Genomic DNA, 23,217 nt, shown 5'->3' with positions numbered 1-23,217 from the left:
AATTATTTTTCATTTTGATTTAGGTTTTGATTTTACACACTACTTTTGCTCCATCTCAAGGGGTGCTTTTTTAATCGAAGGCTGAGATTATACCCGAGGAACCTGGGCAGGTAATGCTGCCAAGGGATTTGATGCGACAAACCGATTCGAGCGACAGTCGAGATTGGTTTGTGGCGTAAAAAAGAGAATCCTCTCAAACATTTTTAATTTTAATCACGACCGATTGAATGCCCCTTTCATTCGAACTTAAAACAAGTTCACATGAAACATTTATCAGTCGCTGTAATTGCCGTTGCATTAACACTATCCAGCACGGTAACAGCACAAAACGCGCAGGAACAAGACACCACTAAAGCTGAAAAGCTCAACCAAATTGTTCTCAAAGCCACACGAGTAACTACAGAAAATCCAGTAACCTTTTCTAACGTCACGGCAGAGGATCTCAAGTCGAGAAATCTAGGTCAGGACCTACCTATTTTACTCAATTATTTGCCTAACGTGGTTACTACAAGTGATGCCGGTGCTGGAATAGGTTATACGGGAATACGCGTGCGAGGTAGTGATGCCACAAGAGTCAACGTGACACTCAACGGTGTTCCCTACAATGATGCAGAATCCCAGGGAACCTTCTGGGTCAATTTACCTGACTTTTCCAGCAGTGTAGAAAGTGTGCAGCTGCAACGCGGCGTTGGTACCAGTACTAATGGTAGCGGTGCTTTTGGCGCAAGTCTCAACATAAAAACCACGGACTACAGCGATGAAGCTGAGGTTAAAGTGGCCAATTCCATTGGCTCTTTTAACTCACGCAAGCATAACATCCAGTTCACCACAGGGTTGCTGGATGACCGCTGGGAATTTAACGGCCGCGCTTCACAGATCTATAGCGATGGTTACATCGATCGCGCAGATAGCGACCTGAAATCCTATTATGTTTCCGGTTCTTATGTAGGTGATAAAACATTGGTCAAAGCCATCATCTTTGGAGGTCAGGAACGCACGTATCAAGCATATTATGGTATTGATCCAGTTACGCTCGAAACTGATCGCACCTTCAATAGCGCAGGATTGTACATAGATGAAAATGGTAACACTCAATTCTATGACGCGCAGGTAGATAACTACAATCAAGATCACTACCAGTTGCTATTGAGCCATAGATTCAATAACAACTGGAGTGCCAGTGCCACTTTGCATTACACAAAAGGACGTGGCTACTTCCAGGAATATCAAGAGAGTGATTTTTTCTTTGATGCTGCTGGAAGAACCCAATTTGACGTCTATGGGTTGGATGCTTTTCAGGCGAATGGAATGACGGTGACCAGTAGTGATCTGGAGACACGCCGCTGGTTGGACAATGAGTTTTATGGTGTTGTGACTAACCTTAACTACAAGAATGACTGGATAGACGCAAGTTTTGGTGCTGGAATCAATCAGTATGACGGTGAGCATTATGGTGAGATTATCGCGGGCAGTTTTATACAGCTCAACGAACCGTTGCAGCGATTTTATACCGGTAATAGCGTGAAGAATGATTTTAACGCTTTCGCGAAAGCGAACTTCAAAATATCCTCTGAACTAACAGCATTCATTGACTTGCAGCAACGTCGTGTGGATTACAACACTACGGGAAGTGATTTTGCAGTAGACCAATTTTTAACTGATGAGCGTTACGATTTTTTCAACCCAAAAGCAGGTGCTGTTTACAGGTTCAACCCAAGTAACCAGCTGTACGGTAGTGTCGCTCGCGCACAAAGAGAACCCAGCCGTGCAGATTTCCAGAACGGCTCTCCAGAAGCAGAGGATTTGATCGATTATGAATTGGGCTACCGCTTTGCCAAACCTTCCATGAACGTCAATGTCAACCTTTATTATATGGATTACAAGGATCAACTGGTGTTGACTGGTGAAATTGATAATCAAGGTGTGCCATTGAGAGCCAATAGTGGTAATAGCTATCGGTTGGGACTTGAGATCGATGCAAGATTCAGAATAACCGACAAGTTATTCCTGCAACCCAATTTTGCAATTTCCCAAAACCGAAACCAAGACTTTATAATAGACGATAATGGTACGCCCAACAATCTAGGCGATACTGAAATTGCTTACTCACCATCAGTTGTTGCTGGTAATGCGATCACCTATAGCATTCGTGATAATTTTGAAGTATCGCTATTGTCTAAATATGTGGGCGAGCAGCAATTGGATAATACGGATAGTGATACGGCAAGATTGGATAGTTATTTTGTCAACGATTTCAACGCACAATACATCTGGAAGCCGAACAATCTGGTCAAGGAAGTTACCCTGAGTTTGCTGGTCAATAATATTCTGGATGAAGAATACATTTCCAACGGTTATGTTTTCCCAGGATTTGGTAGTTTCTTGTTCCCACAGGCTGGAATTAACTTTTTGACTGGAGTAACATTAACTTTCTAAGAGCTAATTACAAAAACAAATTATCCAATCCCAAACCGATTATTAGCCACGCTGATGATCGGTTTTTTCTTGTAATAATTTGGTGGATAATAGTGTGGTCTTGTAGTGATCTTAAGTCAAGGTAATACTGAGAATGGTGATGGCTAATTATATAATAAAATTAGAAGCAACTACCCATTAATTAGAAACCACCACATTAGTTCCCTGGCGACTGACACGATAAGGTTTCATGGGAAATAAATTGGGATCGGTTTGATGGCGCCCGTCGATGATGTTGTAGGTGTTGTCATCATCTGTACATGGACAGGTGGCAATAATACCTTCAATATTCATGGCAGAACAGGAACTGGGCGAGTGATTGGGATCACTCAATTCATAGGCGACGAACTGATCATTACCTAAATGAAATACCACAAGACCGCGTATTCCTTGACTATTGACAACCACAAAATTATTGGCAAAATTAAGACTGGAATATTGTGGTAAATCTGTGTTGAGCGCTATTTGGAAAGATATATCGACAAGAAATGGATTGCGTCTGATATCGTCATCACTTTGACAGGCAAAAAGTGCCAAAACAGATAAAACAAGCAATATCTTTTTCATAAAGGAATGGTGCTAAGATGCTAAAAGTATAACGTTCATTTCCATATTTCGTATATTTGCATAGAAATCCCGCAGCAATCGTGGGATTTTCTGTTTTGTAGAGACCTGTGTCTCTGTAAAGGGAAGTTGGAATGATTGTTTCGCTTTCGCGAAAGCGATATCAAAACAAGTTCATACTGAGTGCATTTGAAGAACGAATGTGACCTTATCCTACAAACAACTAAACATTATTTATCATGAGTAACGTTTCATACTATACAGAAGAAGGACTTAAGAAATTAAAGGACGAACTGAAGCAATTGAAGGACGTCGAGAGACCTGCGGCGTCGCAGGCAATTGGCGAAGCGCGAGACAAAGGTGACCTGAGTGAAAACGCAGAATATGATGCTGCAAAAGAAGCTCAAGGAATGCTCGAGATGCGCATTTCAAAGTTGGAAGCTATTGTGTCTAATGCACGTATTATTGACGAGAATACGCTTGATTTATCAAAAGCGTTGATTCATAGTACTGTCAAGATCAAAAACCATAACAATAACATGGTGATGAACTACAAACTTGTGGCACAAAGCGAGGCAGATCTTTCTAAAGGTCACATAAGTGTCGATTCTCCAATTGGTCAAGGATTGCTAGGAAAGGAAGTAGGTGACACGGCAGAGGTTACTGTACCCGTAGGAACTATCAAGCTAGAAATTCTGGAAATAAGCAGAGATTAATCATGAGCATATTCACTAAAATCATTTCTGGAGAAATACCGTCTTATAAGGTTGCAGAAACTGATGATTTCTACGCTTTTCTCGACATCAATCCCAACGCACCTGGACACACACTTTGCGTCCCAAAGGTTGAGGTCAATAAACTTTTTGACCTAGAGGAAGACATTTACACCAGGCTCATGCAATTTTCCCGACAGGTAGCGTTGTGTTTGCGTGAAGAAGTGACCTGTAAACGTATAGGCATGTCTGTCATAGGATTGGAAGTGCCGCATGTTCATGTGCACTTGATACCGCTGCGAGACATGGAAGACATGCGATTTAACAATAAAGTAACGCTCGAAAATACTGAGATGCAGGAACTTGCAGATAAAATTCAAGAAAGATTTAATAACAGTTATAAATAAAATGGCAAAAGAAAAACAACCATTGGTTCCCTTCGATGCGTTGAGACGTATGCGCAGTCTTGTGGATCGCGATGCGACAGAAGAATTAAACAAATTATTAGATGACCACGGTGTGGATGCTAAGGATTCTGATGGCAGGACGGCATTGATGCACGCCGCTTTTTTTGGTAAGGAAGACCTCATGGCAGAACTTATTAAAAAAGGAGCAGACACCAACCACCAGGACAAGATAGGATACAGTGCGCTGCACCATTGCAGTTTGAACAAGCAAACAGGTACCGCACAGCTTTTACTCAATAATTTTGCAGATCCCAATCTATTGGACGAGCATGAGAATGGTCCATTGTGGGTGGCGCTCATGAATTCAAAAGGCGACTTCAAATTAGTGCGTCTTCTTGTAGAACACGGTGCAGATCCAGAAATTGAAAACCTATATGAGCGCACCGCAGAAGATCTTGCAGAAACGCTCTACAAAAAAGAACTAGACGAACTCCTTGAAGAAGAGGAATAAGTCAAATGCTAATGTGTCATAGTTTAAAACGATGGTACGGTAATAGCAGGAAGTCAAGCAATCCATAACTTTGAAAAAATTTAAATTATGTACCCAGCAGAATTAGTTCAACCCATGCGCGACGATTTAGGTAACGCAGGTTTTGAACATTTATATACAGCAGACGCAGTAAACAAAGCCATCAATCAAGAGGGAACAACTTTAGTAGTTGTGAATTCCGTTTGTGGTTGTGCTGCAGCAAATGCACGTCCAGGAGCAAAGATGTCTCTTGATAATTCCAAGAAGCCAGATAATATCGTAACGGTTTTTGCAGGTGTAGATCGCGAGGCGGTTGATGCAGCAAGAAGCGCGATGGTCCCATTTCCTCCTAGTTCACCTAGTATGGCATTGTTTAAAAATGGTGAACTGGTGCACATGCTAGAGCGTCACCACATTGAAGGTCGCCCAGCAGAAATGATTGCAGAAAACCTCAAAGGAGCCTACAACGAGAACTGCTAGAAATAGTAATCGTTTAAATATCAGAAACGCATTCCAAAAAGGGATGCGTTTTTATTTTGTGATAGTTTGTTACAAAGGTTTGAAAAGTTTGGGTGTGAAGAAGCACATTCTAATTTGCGAGTAAATATTTTATAAACTTGGAACTTGGAACTTGGAACTTGGAACTTGGAACTTGGAACTTGGAACTTGGAACTTGGAACTTGGAACTTGGAACTTGGAACTTGGAACTTGGAACTTGGAACTCGGAACTCGGAACTCGGAACTCGGCAATTTACTATGCACGCATACTGATTCCTGACCCAATCGCAATCACACATCGCAAAGCATCCTATCTTTGCAGGATGCAGAAAATTCTTTCCTATCCGCTGTCGGTCATACATCTGGTGCTTTTTTTCCTGATGTTGTTGATCTTTCATCCTATTCAGTTGATTTGTCACTGGATAGGTGGACATGACTTGCATCAAAAAAGTGTGGCAATCCTCAACTTGTGTTTGATGGGAACGCAACTACCGCTATTCAATACATTTAGCATTAAATACGAGCAGGATTTACCTATTGGGCCGTCTTATATTTTTGTGAGCAATCACCAGAGTATGTTTGACATACCACCGTTGATCTATTACCTAAGGAAATATTACCCCAAGTTTGTGGCAAAAAAGGAGCTGGCAAAAAATATTCCCAGCATATCGCTCAACCTTAGAATAGGCGAGAACTGCGCTATTGACCGCAAGGATCGCCTGCAATCCCTAAAAGCATTGACGGCTTTTGCAAAAAACGTTCATGAGAAAAACCGCAGCGTCGTAATTTTTGCAGAAGGTACACGCAGCCGGACCGGCGTGCCTAAACCCTTCCAGCGTGGTGGTTTGTTGACTATATTTAGTCAGGTTCCTGATGCTATTGTGGTGCCCGTGACTGTAAACAATAGCTGGAAAGTCGACAGATATGGTAAGTTTCCCTTTGGGATAGGGAATCACATAAGCGTGACGGTTCACAAACCTATGCCTATCGCGAGTAAGGATCCCAACGAAATTATAGAAGCGGCACAATCTGTGGTACATAATAGTATCACTTCAACTGCCGTTTAAATGCGGAAAAGTTGTTAATGTTTCGCTTTCGCGAAAGCGTACTAAGCTCAAAATCTTACCTTTATAAATCAAAGTTTTTAAATGATAACACCTCTTAAAAATATTCGCATAGAAGTTATGCAATCGCTGGAGTCCAAAGTGGAGTCCTTCATGGATAAATTCCTTATTCCTGTGGAAAAAATATGGCAGCCTACAGATTTTCTTCCTGATTCCCAAGCAGATGGATTTTTGGATAAATTGAAGGAGATGAGAGAGCTGGCTAAAGAATTGCCTTATGACTTTTGGGTAACCCTTGTAGGTGACACAATTACTGAAGAAGCACTACCAACTTACGAATCCTGGTTAATGGATGTGGAAGGTATTAATCAGATGGAAGGAAAAGGAAATGCCTGGTCAAAATGGGTGCGTCAATGGACGTCTGAAGAGAATCGCCACGGTGATGTCCTCAATAAATACCTTTATTTGTCAGGACGCGTGAACATGCGTGAGGTAGAAATAACGACACAGCACTTGATCGCAGATGGTTTTGATATAGGAACAGATCGTGATCCTTATAAGAATTTCGTCTATACCAGTTTCCAGGAATTGGCTACATACATATCACATAACCGTGTGGCAAAAATGGCTCGTGAATACGGGAACACAGCACTATCACGCATGTGTCGTATTATCTCTGGAGACGAGATGCGTCACCATAAAGCTTACTCCACATTTGTGGATGAGATTTTTAAGGTAGATCCTAGCAACATGATGATCGCCTTCAAAGAAATGATGGTACACAAGATCGTAATGCCTGCACACTTTTTACGTGAATCAGGCCAGACGATAGGAGCAGCATTTGAAGACTTTTCTAACAGCGCACAGCGCATAGGTGTTTACACAGCACAAGATTATATTGACATCCTTCAAAACTTGATCGACACTTGGGATATTTCCAACATGAACGATCTTACAGAAGATGCTGAAAAAGCCCGTGATTATTTGATGAAACTACCATCACGCATGGAACGCATCGCTCAACGCATGAAAATCCCTGCAGAATCCCATAAATTCAAATGGGTGCAGCCGGCATTGGTATCGTAATAAAAAAGTCCTTGAAAATTTTCAAGGACTTTTTTTATTTTTAATCAAAGTTAAATTGATGAAATCTTTTGTTCTTTTCTTGTTTTTATCGGGTGCTGCGTCAATTGCTGTTGCTCAAAATGCAGAGATAATTGACAGGCAAATTATAGAGATAAATGAAAATCTATCTTCATTTTCCAAGAGTGTAGATTCCACTGAAACCTCAATTACCAAAATCTGGAAAAAAGGTGATGAGATCGTTAAGGTCTTTCAGCAACATGCATTCAAAGAGTGTATTTTGACTTCAACACTTTATTTTGCAGATAGTAGACCTCTTAAAGGCATTGAAACAGAAGAGAATGAGGCAAATGAAGGGGTTTCTCATCAATTAACAGTCTACGTTACTAACCATGACTTAAAGAATGGTGAGCATACCTATCAGGTAATGGAGGAAGGAAAGCGCTCTTGTTCAGATATGTATTGCAGTTACGACAGTATGTTTTATCTAGACGATTTATAATTTTAGATGCAATTCAAAAACTCCCATCAAGGCCAGCCTTGATGGGAGTTTTTGCTTAACTCATTTATATAAAAGTTTAAGGTCCCTGAGCGAAGTCGAAGTGATCACACCACTACCCAATCCTCAAATCCTTCCAGTAACTATCAGGCTTTAAACCAACCTTAGTATCAGGATAGATACGTTGCTGTGTTTTTGGCTGGAAAAAGGAATAAGGATATTCTACAGGTGGTGCACTAACATCATTCAATTTTTGAAGTAGATCCGTAGGGATTTCAAAATCCAATGCCTTCATGTTGGCTTCTATCTGGCTCATTTTAGTGGCACCTACAAGAACGCTAGCAACACTAGGTCTATTAGCGGTCCAGTTGAGTGCGATACTCGCCATAGGCTGGTTGATTTCCTCACTTACTTCATGCAGAGTTTTCACGATGTTCCAGTTGCGCTCATTGTCCTTGGAACTGACCTCTCCACCATTATCGACGATATGCTTGAGTCGGCCTTCTACATCTTCCTGCTCATCAATTCCTGGTTTGTACTTACCAGAAAGTAAACCGCCACCTAGCGGTGACCACGCCATGATGCCGGTGTTTGTTTGCTGACACAAATCAATATACTCATGTTCAATATTACGCTGGGTAAGTGAATATTCCAGCTGCAGGGCGCTTACTGGTTCGTAATTATTGTAGCGTGCTATCATCTGTGCTTTGCTGGCGTACCACGACGGAACATTGGATAGCGCGTAGTGCAATATTTTACCTTCTGCAACAAGATCGTTTAGGGTGCGCATCACTTCTTCGGCTGGAGTCATGCGATCCCAAACGTGCATGATGTAGAGATCGATGTAATCTGTTTTCAGTCGCTTGAGAGATTCTTCTACCGTACGGCGTATGTTCTTGCGAGAGTTTCCACCACCGTTGACGTGCTTGTTTTTGCTCGTGTTGAAAGTGAACTTGGTAGCCAGCACAATTTCCTCGCGATTCCCGCGCTGCTGCATGAATTCGCCTAGCAGTTCCTCACTGGTGCCTTCCGTATACATGTCTGCGGTGTCCACAAAATTCCCGCCGTGATCCAGATAGTAATCAAATATTTGCTGGGCAACTTTCTTATCATTTCCCCAACCCCATTCTTCACCAAAGGTCATGGTTCCCAGCGCCAGACGACTCACGCGCAACCCGGTATTTCCCAATGTGTAATATCTCTCCAAAGCCATAATCTTGTTTTGATGTTGAAGATAATGGCGCTTTCGCGAAAGCGTAACTAAACCCATCTTAAATTTTCAAATCCATCATCGCGATACGACTGGCTTAATAATTGCTACATTTAATGCCATGAAATTGTACCGAAACAGTCTGCGCAACAGGATATTTTTCTCCATGATCCTGCTGACTCTTATCTCCAGTATTCTTATTGCTGGGATGTCCATTTACCAGTATTCTGAACAGGGAAAGGATTACCATAACGAGCGGCTGGAACGTAAGGAAGAAGCTATTCTAGAGAGCTTTAAGTACGAGCTCAACAGGACTGATTTTGCGATTACCACAGCAAATTTGCCCATCATCTTTAGGGATGTCATTTTTGATATCAGTGACATTCATGCGTTGCCGGTTCGTATGTACGATCTGCGCGGTCGCCTGATCAAGACCAGTAGTAAAAAATTGACCGATAGCAAGACCAGACGACTGGACGATGATGTCCTCAATAACCTGCGCGATTCTGATACCGGTCGTTACGTGGTGCAGTTTGATGAGCACGGCAAGCATTACCGTGCGAGTTATACCTATTTAAAAGACGACCAGTTCAAGAATATCGCGATTATTCATTTGCCTTATCTCGAGAATGATGGGTTTATTAATTATGAGTTGCGGGAATTTCTATATAGAATAGGGATCGTTTACATCCTCATGATTTTGTTCTCGATCTTGATTGCTTATTTACTTTCTAAATACGTGACTAGATCTATACGCTTGATTAGTGACGGAATCAAGAGCTTGAATATCGCCAAACGCAACAAAAAGATCAACGTGGACGTATCAGGAACTGAAGAGATCAACACTCTTGTAGAATCCTATAACGGCATGGTGGATGAGCTGGAAGAAAGTGCCGTGAAACTAGCTACTAATGAGCGCGAACAAGCCTGGCGCGAGATGGCTAAACAGGTGGCGCATGAAATCAAAAACCCGCTAACGCCCATGCGATTGACGGTGCAAAGTTTTGAAAGACGTTTTGACCCGCAAGATCCAGAGGCAAAAGAAAAACTTGCCGAATACTCCAACTCGCTCATTGAGCAAATCGATGTCATGAGTAATATAGCTAGTGCATTTTCAACCTACGCTACCATGCCAGCACAGCAATCTGAAGAAACCAATGTACCTAAGATTACTCAGCTTGCACTAGATATTTTCAATGATTCTCATATAGAGTATTATGAAGATTCTGAGGAGCTCACGGCCATATTTGATCGTACCCAATTGATACGTGTGGTAACAAATCTCGTTAAAAACGCGATGCAAGCGGCGCATGATGATCGTGATCCTGAAATAACTGTATCAGTAACTCACGATGAATCTAATATCTATTTAAAGGTCACTGATAACGGCACCGGTGTTGCACCAGAAAATGAATTTAAAATCTTCGAACCTAAATTTACCACTAAGAATAGCGGCATGGGATTAGGACTGGCCATGGTAAAACAGATCGTAGAAAATTTTAACGGGAATATCACCATGCAAACGGAATATGGATCAGGTACCACCTTTACTGTTTGTTTGCCACGGATCAAGTAAGTTCCATACTCTAAACTTAAAGCTCCAAGCTCCAAACCTCAATTTCCAAATCAGTTCGGTGAAAGTCATCAACTAAGTGGATCTCAATCATAAGATGCGGAATTCATTCTGCGCCTTGTGATGTGCAGGTCTAAGTAATTTTCTTCATTTTTTGCTAACGTTTAAACTCACAGATTCTCTGTAACTTTGAGCATAATCAAATACCCAAGCCATGAACAACATCCAAGTAGACATAGATAATCGCATCGCAACAATCACCATCGACAGACCCAAAAAGCTGAATGCGCTTAATAGGGAAACCATTGAAGAATTAGGAACCGCGTTTGCAGATTTGGAGGAAAATGAGGATGTGCGAGTAATCGTGATCACAGGATCTGGTGAAAAGGCCTTCGTTGCAGGTGCAGATATTTCAGAATTCGCAGACTATGACGAGATGGAAGGAAAGAAGTTGGCTGGAAGAGGACAGCAGGAATTATTTGATGTCGTTGAAAATTGCGCCACTCCAGTTATAGCAGCTGTGAACGGTTTTGCATTAGGTGGTGGTTTAGAGCTTGCCATGGCGGCACACTTTAGAGTTGCTAGCGATAATGCTCGATTGGGATTGCCAGAAACCTCGTTAGGTGTCATTCCAGGTTATGGTGGAACGCAGCGTTTGCCGCAATTGGTTGGAAAAGGTCGCGCCATGGAAATGATCATGACGGCAGGAATGATTGATGCCAATCAGGCATTGACTTATGGATTAGTCAACCACGTGGTTGCTCAAGAAGAATTGCTCGACTTCACCTATGATCTCGCCAGAAAGGTCATTAAAAATAGCCCAATGGCCGTAGCTGCTGCCATCGATGCCGTCAATGCCGGCTACACTGATGGAACGGACGGTTATCAAGTAGAGATCGATAATTTCGGAAGCTGTTTTGGAACTGAGGAATTTGTCGAGGGAACGACGGCCTTTTTAGAAAAGCGTAAGGCAGAATTCTAGTCCGCTTTCGCGAAAGCGTTACTGCCATCAACCCCTAAATAGGAAGAAGTCATTTTTCATGTCTTCGATTTTTTCGTCCTTGTTGGTGATAATATATTCCAAAGCTTTTTCCGTGAACTCAAGGCCTTTATTGGTCAGAGAAACCAATTGATTTTCAATCGTGATCAGGTTATTTTGGACTGCAAGATCTAGAACGGATTTGGCTCTTACATGATGCCAGTTGATATGTTCTTGTAAGTGAGCCACGTTACGTTCTTCTAAACTATCATGATTATTGAGGTGTAATAAAAAAGTGAGCAGGGAAACTTCTTTGCGTTGACGATTCTGACGTAACAGTACAGCGATCAGACCTTTACTGGGAGCAAAAAGATAGATCGCAAGAAATAATAATCCCAAAACAGTTGTAATAGATCCCGATATAGAGGCATCCAACCATCTTGCAAACCAATATCCACCTATGGCACTACCAACTCCAAAAAGAAGTGACAGCACCAGCATCTTTTTCAAGTCTGTTGTCAATAAATATGCGGCTGCCGCTGGAGTTATCATAAGGGCAACCACCAGAATAGCACCAACGGCATCAAAAGCAGCTACGGTAGTTACAGAAGCTACACTCATCAATCCATAATGTAATATTACAGGCGAGAATCCTAACGCCGAAGAAAGCCCGATGTCAAAGGTGCTCAACTTTAATTCTTTATAAAAGGCTAGTAATAAACCTATGGTGATCACTAGAATGGTAGAAATTACCCATAGTGCTTTAGGTCCAGCGTCAATACTGTCTATATAAAGTCGATCAAAAGGTGCAAAAGCTAATTCGCCTAACAATACCGCATCCACATCAAGGTGAACATCATTAGCATTTTGCGCGATCAGTATTACACCTATACTAAACAGTGCGGGAAATACTAGGCCTATTGCGGTATCCTCTTTGACCAGTCCTGTTTTCTGAATCATTTCTACTAGAACTACTGTGATAATTCCGCTGACAGCTGCGAGAAGGATCAACCACGGCGACGCGAGATCTTGAGTAATCATGAAACCAATCACGATTCCAGGCAAAATGGAATGACTGATCGCATCACTGATAAGTGCCATTTTACGCAATACCAAGAACACACCTGGAATCGCACAGGCAGCAGCAGTGACGGCGGCAATAAGCTGTATCTCTATCGACGGATTCATGATTCTGGGATATTGGTATTATACAAATTAGAAGCGGTTTCAAATCCAGAATTGGTTAGTGACCATTGGTTACCGCTGATTTCAATCCAATGCTTGTGTTCTAATTGGGACAACGTATTTTTAGTAAATCCCTGAAAATTATTTAAAATTCTAATGGCGTGAGGTCTTGAGATATCTTCATGTTCTCTTACAATTGTGTACATGAAGTACAACGTTTTTTGTAGCTCAAGCTCACGACGATTGCGCAGCAATCGTAATTGTTTAAATAGTATTCCACGACCAGGAGAAAATATAAATGAAACAGCGACAAATACGGCTGCTACCAGAACAATTACCGGACCCGTTGAAACATTAGGCTGACTTGCACTAATAGCAGTACCAAATACACCAGAAAACATTCCGAAAATCGCCGCAAGCAACACCATCACACTCAAACTATTGGTCCACTGTCTTGCTGCAGCTGCAGGCGCGAGCAGCATCGCACTCATCAAAACAACACCAACGGTTTGTAATCCTATGACAATCGCCAAAACAATAAAGAAGCTGATCAAGCCATCAATAAACTTGGTATTGAAACCCAAAGTCATGGCATAGTTTTTATCAAACAGTAATAGCTTAAACTCCTTCCAAAACAGCAGCATCACTAATAAACTGATACCAGTAACAATGCTCATCATGATGACATCACTTTCCACTAAGGTTGCCGCTTGACCAAATAAATATTTGTCCAATCCAGCTTGATTGGCATTGGGCTGTTTTTGGATGTAGGTCAACAACAACATCCCAAACCCAAAAAACAGACTTAAAATTAAGCCCAAAGCGGTATCGGTTTTTAAATGTGTTTTAGTGGTGATCCCACGAATCCACCAGACACCTATTAAACCGCTGACGAGGGCACCTAATAACAATACATTGGAATCTTTAGCACCAGTGATGAGAAACGCAATCGCTATTCCTGGTAAGGCAGCGTGCGAAATCGCATCACCCAATAAGCTTTGTTTGCGTAACACCGCAAAACTTCCCAGCATACCACAGATCGCACCCAGCACGGCTGTTCCCAGCGTAATGGTACGTAAAGTGTAATCCGTAAAGTATTGCGTAATGTCCACTAATTGTTGGTTTTAAAGTTCCAAGTTCCCGTTTCTGTCATGCTGAATTCATTTCAGCATCTGCTCTTTATTATTTCTTGAGTTTTTCCGCTTTCGCGAAAGCGATATTATTGCTGCACTGCTACTTTATAATTAATACCATAAGTTTTAGTCAGGTTATCATCGTTGAAAATATCTTTCACTGGTCCCGTAGCAATGTGTTTTACATTTAAAAAAGTCACCCAGTCAAAATATTCCGGAACGGTCTGTAAATCATGATGTACGACGATGACCGTTTTTCCTGCCTTACGTAATTCTTTGAGGATGTTGATAATGGCGATTTCAGTGGTTGCATCCACACCTTGGAAAGGTTCGTCCATGAAATAGATCGCAGCGTTCTGCACTAATGCTCTGGCAAGGAAAATACGCTGTTGCTGTCCACCACTCAATTGGCTGATTTGTCTACTTTTAAATGCCAGCATTCCAACTTTTTCCAATGCTTCCAGCGCCTGTTTTTTTTCTTTGGCACCTGGGCGCTTGATCCAGCCCAGAGAGCCATAAGTTCCCATCATTACCACATCCAGCGCTGTCGTAGGGAAATCCCAATCCACGCTACCTTTTTGTGGTACGTAGGCTACTTTATCGCGTTGTTTGCTATAGGGTTTCCCATAAATTGCCACAGACCCAGCAATAGGATCAATGATTCCCAAAATGGATTTTATCAGCGTCGATTTTCCTGCACCATTCGGACCAACGATGGCCATAAGAACGCCTTCTGGGATGGATAAATCTATGTCCCATAACACAGGCTTATAATTGTAGGCTACCGTTAAATCATCTACCGCTACTGCTATCTTTTCTTCCATTATTTCAGTGCGTTAACTATGGTTTCTACGTTATGGCGATACATTCCAACGTAGGTGCCTTCAGGTGTGCCAGCACTTCCTAAGGCATCGCTATATAACTCTCCACCTATTTGTACCTCTTGACTTTGGGCACGTACCGCTGCCTGCAATGCTTCAACCGTACGTCGCGGTACGCTACTTTCTATAAAAACGGCTTTGACTTGATTATCGATAATGAATTGAGTAATGCGCTGGACATCTTGCACACCAGCTTCGGTTGCTGTAGAAAGTCCTTGTAATCCAACCACCTCAAAACCAAATTTTCTACCAAAGTAATTAAATGCATCATGGGCGGTTACAAGGATTCTCTTCTCTGCTGGTAATTGCTCTATGGTTGCTTTGAGATCATTTTCCAATTGATCAATAGTTGCTAAGTAGGCATCGTTGTTGGCTTTATAGGTTTCCGCATTTTCTGGGTCTAGGTCTGACAATTGTTGGGTAATATAGATTGTCATTGACTTCCAGTAATCTACATCAAACCAAATATGCGGATCGTAGCTACTGGCAAAATACTCGCTACCTATCAACGTGCTTTTATCAAGCGCATCACTAATCGCCAATGTGTTTTTTCCCTGCGCATTCATTTTTTCGAACACTTCGACCAATTTTCCTTCTAGATGCAGCCCGTTATAAATGATGAGGTCTGCGTTGAAGAGCTTAGATACATCACCTTCACTTGCCTTATATAAGTGTGGATCGACGCCGCTACCCATCAATCCTTGGACATCAATTTTGTCGCCGCCTATGTTTTTGACCATATCAGTAATCATGGTTGTTGTGGTAACAACTTGTAACTTTCCATCACTTGCCTTGGGACCACCACAGGATACTAGTATTAAGGTTATGATAATTAAAATTCCATGTTTCATATTCAAATAATAGTATAAGTGAGTCTCATGCTGGCGAGAATCGATTGGTTATTGTTGATGCCACGACCAGCGTTGAGGTCTAGCTGAACCGTAGGTCTAAAAAAGTAGCTAATACCAACGTCAAAGAAATGTTTGGATGATTCATTTGATGGAAATTCGCCATATACTTCAGTATTCAAACCCCATTTCCCAAAGGGTAGCCAGTTGTGGGCCAGAATATATAATGGCAAAATACCTCTTGAATCTCCACCAGTAGCCGCTCCTATATTAACACGGACGGCATGTTGATCGTTGATTTGATGTAATCCTAGAACCCAGAGATCATATCCAGTATAGTTTGGTTTGTTGTCAGAACTAGCCGTAAGTGGCAGAAATACGTGACTCATGACTGATATCTCCGGAGTGGATTCAGTCTGCTGGAAAAAGCGATATTTAGCACCTATCTGTAAAGGCGTTGTACCGCTAGTTCTATCACCTATCCTAGCGCCGCCATCCGTGGTTTCTGAGGAGTTGACATCAATTCCCAGACGCAATTCCATATGAGGAAAAATGCCATAAAGTAGTAGGGTATTGTTGTAGGTTAGTACGCTTTCGCGAAAGCGGAACTCACTATTTTCTGTATAGATCACAGCAATCTGTGCTTGAAATTCACCAGTATTCATGGTTGTCGCAGGCTCTATGAGTTCTTGCGCAAAACCTGAGGCCGTAAAGCTAGTCATCATGAAATACGCCCACTTTTTCATGATTGGGAGTTTAAATAAATATTGTTTGCGATCGCCTGTGAAATGTGTAGAGTTTTATAATCGGTTTTAATAACGAAGGACCCGTCAAATTCTTCACGTTCCAAGACCTCGATATGACTGCCCAACTCTATCTGGTGCTTATCCAAATATTTTAAAAAACTACTGGACGTATCGATAACGCCAGTGATGGTTCCCTGATCACCCTTGGTAAGTTTTGATAATTGGATTTGTTGGACCTCTTCATAATTCCCATCTCGGTCAGGAATAGGATCGCCATGCGGATCCTTTCTGGGAAAGCCCAAGTGCTTATCCAGTTCATCAATGAGTTTGCGAGACTGGATATGTTCCAGCTGTTCTGCCACATCATGAACCTCATCCCAAGTGAAATCTAGCTTTTCTACCAGAAAAACCTCCCAAAGCCGATGCTTTCTAACGATCTGGTTGGCACAATCGATGCCGCTCTTTGTGAGTCGCGAGCCTTTATAAGGAATGTATTCTGCTAGATTTTTATCTGCCAGCCTTTTAAGCATATCCGTAACCGAGGAAGCCTTAGTATTCATTTCTCCAGCAATCTCATTAGTAGAAACTAGCGCAGTTCCTTTTTGAAGATGATAGATGGCCTTAATATAGTTTTCCTCTGATACTGAATGCATACGACAAAGGTAAAATATTAATTTGGTTTGTATAAATCTTTTTTTAGACAAGGCTAAAAAATTGTGAAAATGATTTGATGATCGCTTGTTTAATTGATTGCGTATATTTTATAAGTGCGCGTCAGTTGGAAGTAATGTTGATTAATAGCTTGTTATGTGAAGCCTTTTTCTCGGCTCTTAAATAACTAACGATGTCAAAATTATTGCCGCTGATCTTACTAGTCAATCTAAAGAAGCGAGTATAAAAAAAGCGACTAAGGCGATTGAGTCTCTTTAAGATGTATAGAGGATATAAAAGAAAAAGCCATCACAACTGAATTGTGATGGCTTTTTTAATTTCTAAAGTGATAATGATCAAATTAGACCAATATTTACTTAGCTAACCCTTTCTTCAACACCTCTTTTATTCCCTCTAGATTTTCAGTAAAATCCATCATCTGATTCAATACTTGAGACATTTGATTTTGCCCACCTAGACCGTTCAGCTTGTTATTTTTTGCAAAAATTTCTTTGATGGCTGTCCATCGTTCTTGCTCTTTTGGTTTTATGGTGCTTACCAGTTCTTTGTATTTCAACAAGTTTGCTTCTGCAGCGCTGGTTAAGGTTTGTGATTCACTTTCATAGTGTGATGATAGGAGAGTTTGTAACTCTTTATCATCCATGATAGGAACAACTTTAGCGACCAGTTTATTCATATCACGATAAGAACCTTGTAGTTTGAAAGAAGGCTCCGTACGATAAGCATCTTCCATTCCTGCGCTGGCGATGTACGCTTCATTTACTTTAAGAACCGTATCCCGTATCTTCAATACCTTTTCTAGGACAGCGACATAGTCGGCTATTTCTTGGTTGCTGTGGTTTCCTTTGAGTTCGTTATCGCTGGCGCCATTTTGAACTCGATCGATTAAGGCATATACATCATCAAAGTGCTTGTTACTTAACTGTTGTAATACTGGATTGCTCGTTAATGCATTTTCAACCAGACTTAGTTCAAACAAATGAGCCGTATCGCCTATGATATCTCCAAGATTATAAATATCTGCACGGTTGGCAAGCATGTCTGGAATCTGGAATTTATCTCCGCTTTCTGTATAAGGATTACCAGCCATGATCACGCAGAATTTCTTACTACGTAGATCATAGGTTTTAGGCTTGCCATTATAAACTCCTTCAATCTTACGTGTTCCATCAGACAGACTGATGAACTTTTGTAAAAACTCGGGATTACAGTGCTGGATATCATCCAGATATAACATCACGTTATCACCCATTTCAAAAGCAAGATTCAGCTTTTTGAGTTCTTCACGAGTTGCCGCATTAGAAGCAGCTTCTGGATCTACAGAGGTAATATCGTGACCTATAGCTGGACCGTTGATTTTCATAAAAATCAAGCCCAACCGGTTAGCCATGTATTCCATCAAGGTGGTTTTACCATAACCTGGTGGTGATATCAAGAGCAACAATCCCATTCGGTCGGTACGTTTCGTATCGCCTACGGTTCCTAATTGTTTGGCCAGATTATCGCCTATCAATGGGAAATATACTTGGTCGATCAATTTGTTACGCACAAATGAGCTTAGCACTCGTGGCTTGAATTCTTCCAATCGCAACGATTCTTTTAACTCTTCAGTTACTTGATGTTTTGCTTTTCTAAAGGTTTCATAAGCTGGCACTTTTACAGTAGTAAAATGCTCCAAAACGTTCACAAACTCGTGGTAATTGAATACAAATTCACTTTCGTTGATCGTTCCATGCGATCCTTTTAATCCTGTAATTGTTTCCACAGGCGATATTGCTACCGTTTTATCGGCAGTCAGTTTTCCGTAGAGGATGTTAGCAACACATTCGTTTGTATAGGGCAATAAAGCTTGTTTTGATTCCGCTTTCGCGAAAGCAGAAACCCAATGTCTCACCAGTTCTACTTTAGACTTCTCGTCCTCACAGGCTTCTAGACTTTTCTTGAATTTCAAATCGGCATTTTGAGATTTTATTTTTTTCTCAAAAGCTTCCTTTAACTGAATAGCACTCGTACTTACAGTAAAATGATCGTTGTCTTTTAGTTCATTGAATAGATATTCAGCGATTTGGTGTTCGTTTCCAGCAGTCGAGTTGGAATTATGCTTTATAGAATCTAAACTCCGTTTCGACAGGCTCAACGTGACATCGCTTGGTGTTTTTTCCTTTGTCAGACTGAGCTTGTCGAAGTCGGTCTTGTTTGCACTATTGGCTTTAAAAATCTCATCAGCCAATTCCTCCACAATAAAATCATACTCTTTACTATCTGGAAAAACAGATAACACCTCGCCAGCACTTTTTAAAATACGGTTGAGGTTGGAACGTTGCGACTGCTCTAAACTGTTCCAAAAAAACTGCGCTTTTGCTCTCGTGTTTGGATCATATGTGAGCAAGCCTAGATCATGATGTTTGTGTAATAAAACGCTTAAAATCTGTGCTGTGTCGTGATCGTGAACACCTTTCACATAACCGCCAGAATAGTTGCCGCTCGCTATTTCCTGCACGCGCAATAGCAAATCTGTAGGACTCATCATTCTCAAAGCTTCTTTGTCTCCAGTTTTAAAGATAGAGTAGGCGAGATAAGCCGCCCGATAGACTTCAGAGTTTTCTGAAACCAATTCTTGATTCCAGATTCCTTTGGATTGCGTCAGGATCTCATTGTGTAATTCCTGATAGAAATCGGTCCCTGTAAGATGATAAAACAGCGCATTATCCTTGAAGACTATGGTTAAGTCCAGCTGTTGTTTATTAACGCCAAATTTATGCTTGCCCAGCTTGATGATGTTATCACCATCCTCATAAAGCTCGTTCTTATCCTTGAGTTTTCTCAAGGCATCTTCTCGAGCTACTTTGAGGGCTGTTTCAATGGCTTCGGCTTTTCCAGCGTCCTCCAGATCTTTTAATTGTGCGATGATGTCTCGCACTTTATTAATCATTAAATCACTGGCAAAATAGCCGTTGATTTCTGTCGCGCTATCCAGTGATTGTGCTCTTTTTTGAACCCCTTTGATAATACGTTCTGCAGCGTTTTGGTAGGATATTGCCTTTTTATTACGCGCTTCTATCAGACTGCTTTTGCGATTATCAAAAGCGGCATACACTTCTTCACGCTTGGCAATAATTTCTGTGATGTACTCATCATAATCCGCAAACTTTCCTTCTAGCTCTTCTAGCTGTATGGAGATTTTAGTTAAGAATTCATCACACTTTTCTGGCGTGTTGGCAATGTCTAGGTAATTGATAATGCTCTGATCAATCAACTTCAGCTGTGCGGCAAAATCGGCTTGAGCTTCTTTTTTACCTACAATTTTCACCTTGTTTTTAATCGCCGCTTTTACCTGATTGATGGTCGCAAATATCAAGGAGATGTTCTCAATAATTTTAGTGGAATGCGACGTGTCCTCAATATCCAGATTAGAAACGATTTCTATTAGTAACTCCAGATCTTCTGCAATCTGATTGACCTCCTTTTCAAGGTTTTTAATCTCGATAACCTTTTTAGTAGCATCGAGAGCTTTTTGCTTTTCGGCAACAGCCTCATGATAAGGTGCTAGAGCCTTATCATCTAACAAAAAGGTAACCGCACGACGAGAAATCACTTCGTTTTGCTCCACGATTTGATCCTCGATTCCTTTTATGAAATCGGTATCTACATAACGTATTTCATACAAACCTATCGCTTCACCACGCAAACTGCGCAGTTGAGTTAACAGCTCTACAAAATCATTAATAGATTTGAACGACGTGCTTTTTATTTTGCTGAATAGCGTCTCAGCCTTTTTAGAAATATCCTTAGTCTCTGCAGCTGCTTGTTTGCGCATTTGCTTGACTTTCTCAAACTCGTCAATCGCAGCATTAGATGCTTTGTTGATTTCGCCAAGAGGCAGATTGATCTGCTTGGTTTCCTCTTCTGGCAGCCAATAGTATGCGTCTAGGATATCTTTTGAGGCACGAGCGATATCATCATATAAACCGCCGTAGCTGTCTTCTTTATTTAAAAGAGTCAGTAGCTCGTTTGCTTCGGCCATTGCTTTTACAATGTCCTTGTTACCTATTTTATAGAGCATGGTATCTTGATGCTCTGACGGTACAATATCACCTTTCAAATAAGGGGTTTGCCATATTTGCATCATGTGGTGCTTCGTCTGCTCATCTCCATTACGGAAGTAGCACAGCTCACCTTGTTCCAAAATTGTAAATCCATTACAAACGATAGGTGTCTTTACCGATTGATCAATCACGTTGTACGACATGAGAACGTACAATCCTTGTGCAGCATTATAGAAAACGTATAAATGATCTTCACCATTAGGCGAGGCAATTTTTTGCTGAAATTTTAGTTTTCCAGCATCGCTTGGAAACACGTTGTACTCACCAGTTTGCAAGTAATAACCGCTAGGGAAAATGATTCCTTGCTCGTCTGGTAACAGCACTGCAGCTTGAGCAATACTGTCAATTTTTTCTACTTCCTTGATCTTGTGGTTGTACACAAAATGACGCGGTTCTTCTTGAAATGGTTTGATTTCTAGAACGATGAGGTTCCCTAAATCTGCATATCGGTATTGACCATCATCGAGTGTCTGGTCGCGGTGCTCTACATCTTCCCGATAGATTCCTTGACCATCGTCTGTATTATCTTCTACTTTAATGGTTAAATCACCACCTATAGTTTCTACAAAAACTTTGTCTAAAATCGATACATGGCCGTGCTTTCCTGCACGCTGGTTATCACGTCCAGCTTCTTTCCATTGAAATCCATATTGCGCTGGGAAACGGTACTCGTGTTCACTGCGGTTGTCCACATACTGCAATTCGTTTTCTTTTATCAACCACTTAAAGGTCTTGATATCCGTCACTGAATCACTCAGCTGGAAAACCATGTGCAGGTAATTCCCTATGATCGCAAACTTGGAAAAAATGGTATTGCGATAGTACTTGTAAAGATTTTCAAAGTCGGTTTGAAAGATTGGGTCTTCAATGAGTTCTAAACTTGACCCAGCTTCCTGCCTGCCGGCAGGCAGGTCGCGAAAGCGTAATGCATCACCATCTTTCCCTTCCCGATCAAATTCATAAATACTAAAAACATCACTCAGATTGATCTCTGTACGTAATCCAAAGTGCACGTTATAACCAAAGATGCTGTTCTTGCCGATGGTCACAATATCACGAGCGATACAGTTATTCTCTGTATTCACACGGTCGTTTGCAATCAACCTAGTTTCCAGCGAGCCGAAGACTTTCTTGCGCTCTTCGTTGAGCGCATGGAGTCGTTGCTGCAAGTCATTTTTTTGCTTGAGCAATCGACTCTGGATGATCTCGTAAGTTCCAGAGTCCAGTTGTGTGGTGTCTTTTAGTTCTTTATCTGCCATTGAAATGGTAGTTAGTTTTATTGGTTCGAATCGTCTTCGACAGGCTCAGACTGACATTGCGATTTCATTTCTCTTTTTTATATGCTCGTGTCACACTGAGCCTGTCGAAGTGCGACTTCTAAAAAGCTTTGTTAGTCCCTATATCGTCTTCGACAAGCTCAGACTGACATCTCGTTGTATCAATATTCATTTTTCAATGTTTGTGTCACACTGAGCTTGTCGAAGTGCGACTGCACCATCTTTATTAGTTTCTACAACGTCTTCGATACTTCGATAAACTCAGCACAGGTGTAGCTCAGACTGACAATTCAATTTGAATCAATCTTCAACTCTTTTAATCTTATTTCCATACTCAGCGTAGTTTTTTGAAAACAAAATCAAATTGTCCCAATTTCCATCGATTAATGCCTGTTTCTTTCTCCTTGACCAGCCTTTGATTCGCTTTTCCCATTGAATTGCTTGTTCTGGATAATCCAAAAACTGCTCAAACCAGACCAATTCTAAGGGTAATCTTTTAGATGTATATCCAGCGGATTTACCCATTTGATGTTCTGCAAGTCTTTGGTCAAGATTAGAAGTAAAACCTGCGTAAAAACTATCATCGCTGCATTTTAAGATGTAGACAAAATAGAATTTCATAGATGGTTTAGTGATTAATGATTCCGTCTTCGACAAGCTCAGACTGACAGTCAATATTATATTTTGGCTTCTCGCGCTAGGGATAGCAGCGGTATCCTTTTAAGGCTATAAGGCTTAAAAGATATAGCGGATAGCCCGACACGATTCTTTCTAA

General features: G+C 41.2%; 20 protein-coding genes and 1 riboswitch. Of the genes, 10 read left to right on the top strand and 10 right to left on the bottom strand.

Translation table 11 applies throughout. The annotated features are described in order from the left end of the window. Window positions 1-48 precede the first annotated feature (48 nt). Window positions 49-144, top strand: a riboswitch (TPP riboswitch). A 117-nt stretch (window positions 145-261) separates the two neighbouring features. Then, a complete protein-coding gene (locus BLO34_RS10675; protein ID WP_090755197.1) occupies window positions 262-2,436 on the top strand; it encodes a TonB-dependent receptor in 2,175 nt (724 codons plus the stop codon). A gap of 177 nt (window positions 2,437-2,613) precedes the next feature. Here the strand turns inward: BLO34_RS10675 and BLO34_RS10670 are convergent, their stop codons facing one another. Then, window positions 2,614-3,042: a hypothetical protein gene (locus tag BLO34_RS10670; protein WP_090755195.1), complete on the bottom strand. Its 429-nt coding sequence runs from the start codon at window positions 3,040-3,042 to the stop codon at window positions 2,614-2,616. 236 nt (window positions 3,043-3,278) lie between these two features. Here BLO34_RS10670 and greA point away from each other — a divergent pair, with 236 nt between their 5' ends. From greA to BLO34_RS10635, 7 genes are all read left to right on the top strand, one after another. Beyond that, on the top strand, window positions 3,279-3,755 hold the full coding sequence (gene greA / locus BLO34_RS10665) for a transcription elongation factor GreA (protein ID WP_090755192.1): 477 nt from the start codon (window positions 3,279-3,281) through the stop codon (window positions 3,753-3,755). Next, window positions 3,755-4,159, top strand: coding sequence for an HIT family protein (locus BLO34_RS10660; RefSeq protein ID WP_172823986.1), 405 nt, complete (start codon window positions 3,755-3,757; stop codon window positions 4,157-4,159). The genes greA and BLO34_RS10660 overlap by 1 nt, the downstream gene beginning before the upstream one ends. A gap of 1 nt (window position 4,160) precedes the next feature. After that, the gene (locus BLO34_RS10655; RefSeq protein ID WP_090755188.1) at window positions 4,161-4,670 is read left to right on the top strand and encodes an ankyrin repeat domain-containing protein; all 510 of its coding nucleotides are present in this window, start codon (window positions 4,161-4,163) and stop codon (window positions 4,668-4,670) included. Between the two features lie 87 nt (window positions 4,671-4,757). After that, entirely contained in the window at window positions 4,758-5,168 is a 411-nt protein-coding gene (locus BLO34_RS10650) for a BrxA/BrxB family bacilliredoxin (RefSeq protein WP_090755187.1), read from the top strand. Window positions 5,169-5,509: 341 nt separating this feature from the next. Next, window positions 5,510-6,253: a lysophospholipid acyltransferase family protein gene (locus BLO34_RS10645; RefSeq protein WP_090756614.1), complete on the top strand. Its 744-nt coding sequence runs from the start codon at window positions 5,510-5,512 to the stop codon at window positions 6,251-6,253. A gap of 81 nt (window positions 6,254-6,334) precedes the next feature. After that, window positions 6,335-7,336 carry an acyl-ACP desaturase gene (locus BLO34_RS10640; protein ID WP_090755185.1) on the top strand — a complete coding sequence of 334 codons (1,002 nt, stop codon included), beginning with the start codon at window positions 6,335-6,337 and terminating at the stop codon, window positions 7,334-7,336. 58 nt (window positions 7,337-7,394) lie between these two features. Next, a complete protein-coding gene (locus BLO34_RS10635) occupies window positions 7,395-7,835 on the top strand; it encodes a hypothetical protein (protein ID WP_090755183.1) in 441 nt (146 codons plus the stop codon). A 112-nt stretch (window positions 7,836-7,947) separates the two neighbouring features. On the opposite strand, the gene BLO34_RS10630 is transcribed toward BLO34_RS10635, so the two are convergent. Continuing rightward, window positions 7,948-9,045, bottom strand: coding sequence for an aldo/keto reductase (locus tag BLO34_RS10630; protein WP_090756612.1), 1,098 nt, complete (start codon window positions 9,043-9,045; stop codon window positions 7,948-7,950). 118 nt (window positions 9,046-9,163) lie between these two features. Here BLO34_RS10630 and BLO34_RS10625 point away from each other — a divergent pair, with 118 nt between their 5' ends. Together BLO34_RS10625 and BLO34_RS10620 are read left to right on the top strand one after the other, a co-directional pair. Continuing rightward, complete coding sequence (locus BLO34_RS10625) at window positions 9,164-10,618, top strand: sensor histidine kinase (RefSeq protein ID WP_090755181.1); 1,455 nt, start codon at window positions 9,164-9,166, stop codon at window positions 10,616-10,618. A gap of 211 nt (window positions 10,619-10,829) precedes the next feature. Next, window positions 10,830-11,597: an enoyl-CoA hydratase/isomerase family protein gene (locus tag BLO34_RS10620; RefSeq protein ID WP_090755179.1), complete on the top strand. Its 768-nt coding sequence runs from the start codon at window positions 10,830-10,832 to the stop codon at window positions 11,595-11,597. Between the two features lie 27 nt (window positions 11,598-11,624). Here the strand turns inward: BLO34_RS10620 and BLO34_RS10615 are convergent, their stop codons facing one another. The 8 genes from BLO34_RS10615 to BLO34_RS10580 form a co-directional block, all read right to left on the bottom strand. Beyond that, window positions 11,625-12,782, bottom strand: a complete 1,158-nt coding sequence (locus tag BLO34_RS10615; RefSeq protein ID WP_090755177.1) for a metal ABC transporter permease — start codon at window positions 12,780-12,782, stop codon at window positions 11,625-11,627. Next, window positions 12,779-13,891 (bottom strand): metal ABC transporter permease, encoded by a 1,113-nt coding sequence (locus BLO34_RS10610; protein WP_090755175.1) that lies wholly within the window; start codon window positions 13,889-13,891, stop codon window positions 12,779-12,781. Before BLO34_RS10610 ends, BLO34_RS10615 begins: the two co-directional genes overlap by 4 nt. A gap of 107 nt (window positions 13,892-13,998) precedes the next feature. Then, complete coding sequence (locus tag BLO34_RS10605) at window positions 13,999-14,736, bottom strand: metal ABC transporter ATP-binding protein (RefSeq protein WP_090755173.1); 738 nt, start codon at window positions 14,734-14,736, stop codon at window positions 13,999-14,001. After that, on the bottom strand, window positions 14,736-15,644 hold the full coding sequence (locus BLO34_RS10600) for a metal ABC transporter solute-binding protein, Zn/Mn family (protein ID WP_090755171.1): 909 nt from the start codon (window positions 15,642-15,644) through the stop codon (window positions 14,736-14,738). The genes BLO34_RS10605 and BLO34_RS10600 overlap by 1 nt, the downstream gene beginning before the upstream one ends. 2 nt (window positions 15,645-15,646) lie before the next feature. Beyond that, window positions 15,647-16,387, bottom strand: coding sequence for a transporter (locus BLO34_RS10595; RefSeq protein WP_090755169.1), 741 nt, complete (start codon window positions 16,385-16,387; stop codon window positions 15,647-15,649). Then, on the bottom strand, window positions 16,384-17,040 hold the full coding sequence (locus BLO34_RS10590) for a metal-dependent transcriptional regulator (protein WP_090755167.1): 657 nt from the start codon (window positions 17,038-17,040) through the stop codon (window positions 16,384-16,386). Before BLO34_RS10590 ends, BLO34_RS10595 begins: the two co-directional genes overlap by 4 nt. A gap of 371 nt (window positions 17,041-17,411) precedes the next feature. Then, window positions 17,412-22,424, bottom strand: a complete 5,013-nt coding sequence (locus tag BLO34_RS10585; RefSeq protein ID WP_090755165.1) for a DNA repair ATPase — start codon at window positions 22,422-22,424, stop codon at window positions 17,412-17,414. 318 nt (window positions 22,425-22,742) lie between these two features. Then, window positions 22,743-23,063, bottom strand: a complete 321-nt coding sequence (locus BLO34_RS10580; protein ID WP_090755163.1) for a GIY-YIG nuclease family protein — start codon at window positions 23,061-23,063, stop codon at window positions 22,743-22,745. Between the last annotated feature and the right edge of the window lie 154 nt (window positions 23,064-23,217).

The organism is Nonlabens sp. Hel1_33_55, from assembly GCF_900101765.1.
GTDB lineage: Bacteria > Bacteroidota > Bacteroidia > Flavobacteriales > Flavobacteriaceae > Nonlabens.
This window is presented reverse-complemented; position numbering and strand designations above follow the sequence as displayed.